Annotated in this window: 1 pseudogene; it reads left to right on the forward strand. The window is 40.2% G+C overall.

Features of this window, described 5'->3' with window-relative positions:
• A pseudogene (locus R0K30_RS23310) lies at window positions 1-241 on the forward strand (DNA integrity scanning diadenylate cyclase DisA); the annotation flags it as partial.

The raw sequence follows: 241 nt of genomic DNA on the forward strand, positions 1-241 counted from the left end.
GACAAAACGATTACGGCTTTAAACGCATTAGAGTTTGAGGAGCTTGTGACATTCAGTGACGTGCTGTCCGTCATGCATCGATCTTAAATGGTGCTCCGAATAAAAAATGAAATCAATATGTATATTAAAGAACTCGGAACGGAAGGCCACTTAATCCGTCTGCAGGTGATTGAACTGATTACGGACATGGAAGAAGAGGCGGCACTTTTCATCAAAGACTATGTCAAAGAAAAAATCAAAG

The sequence above is a fragment of the Bacillus sp. SIMBA_154 genome, from assembly GCF_046536015.1.
Lineage (GTDB): Bacteria > Bacillota > Bacilli > Bacillales > Bacillaceae > Bacillus > Bacillus pumilus_P.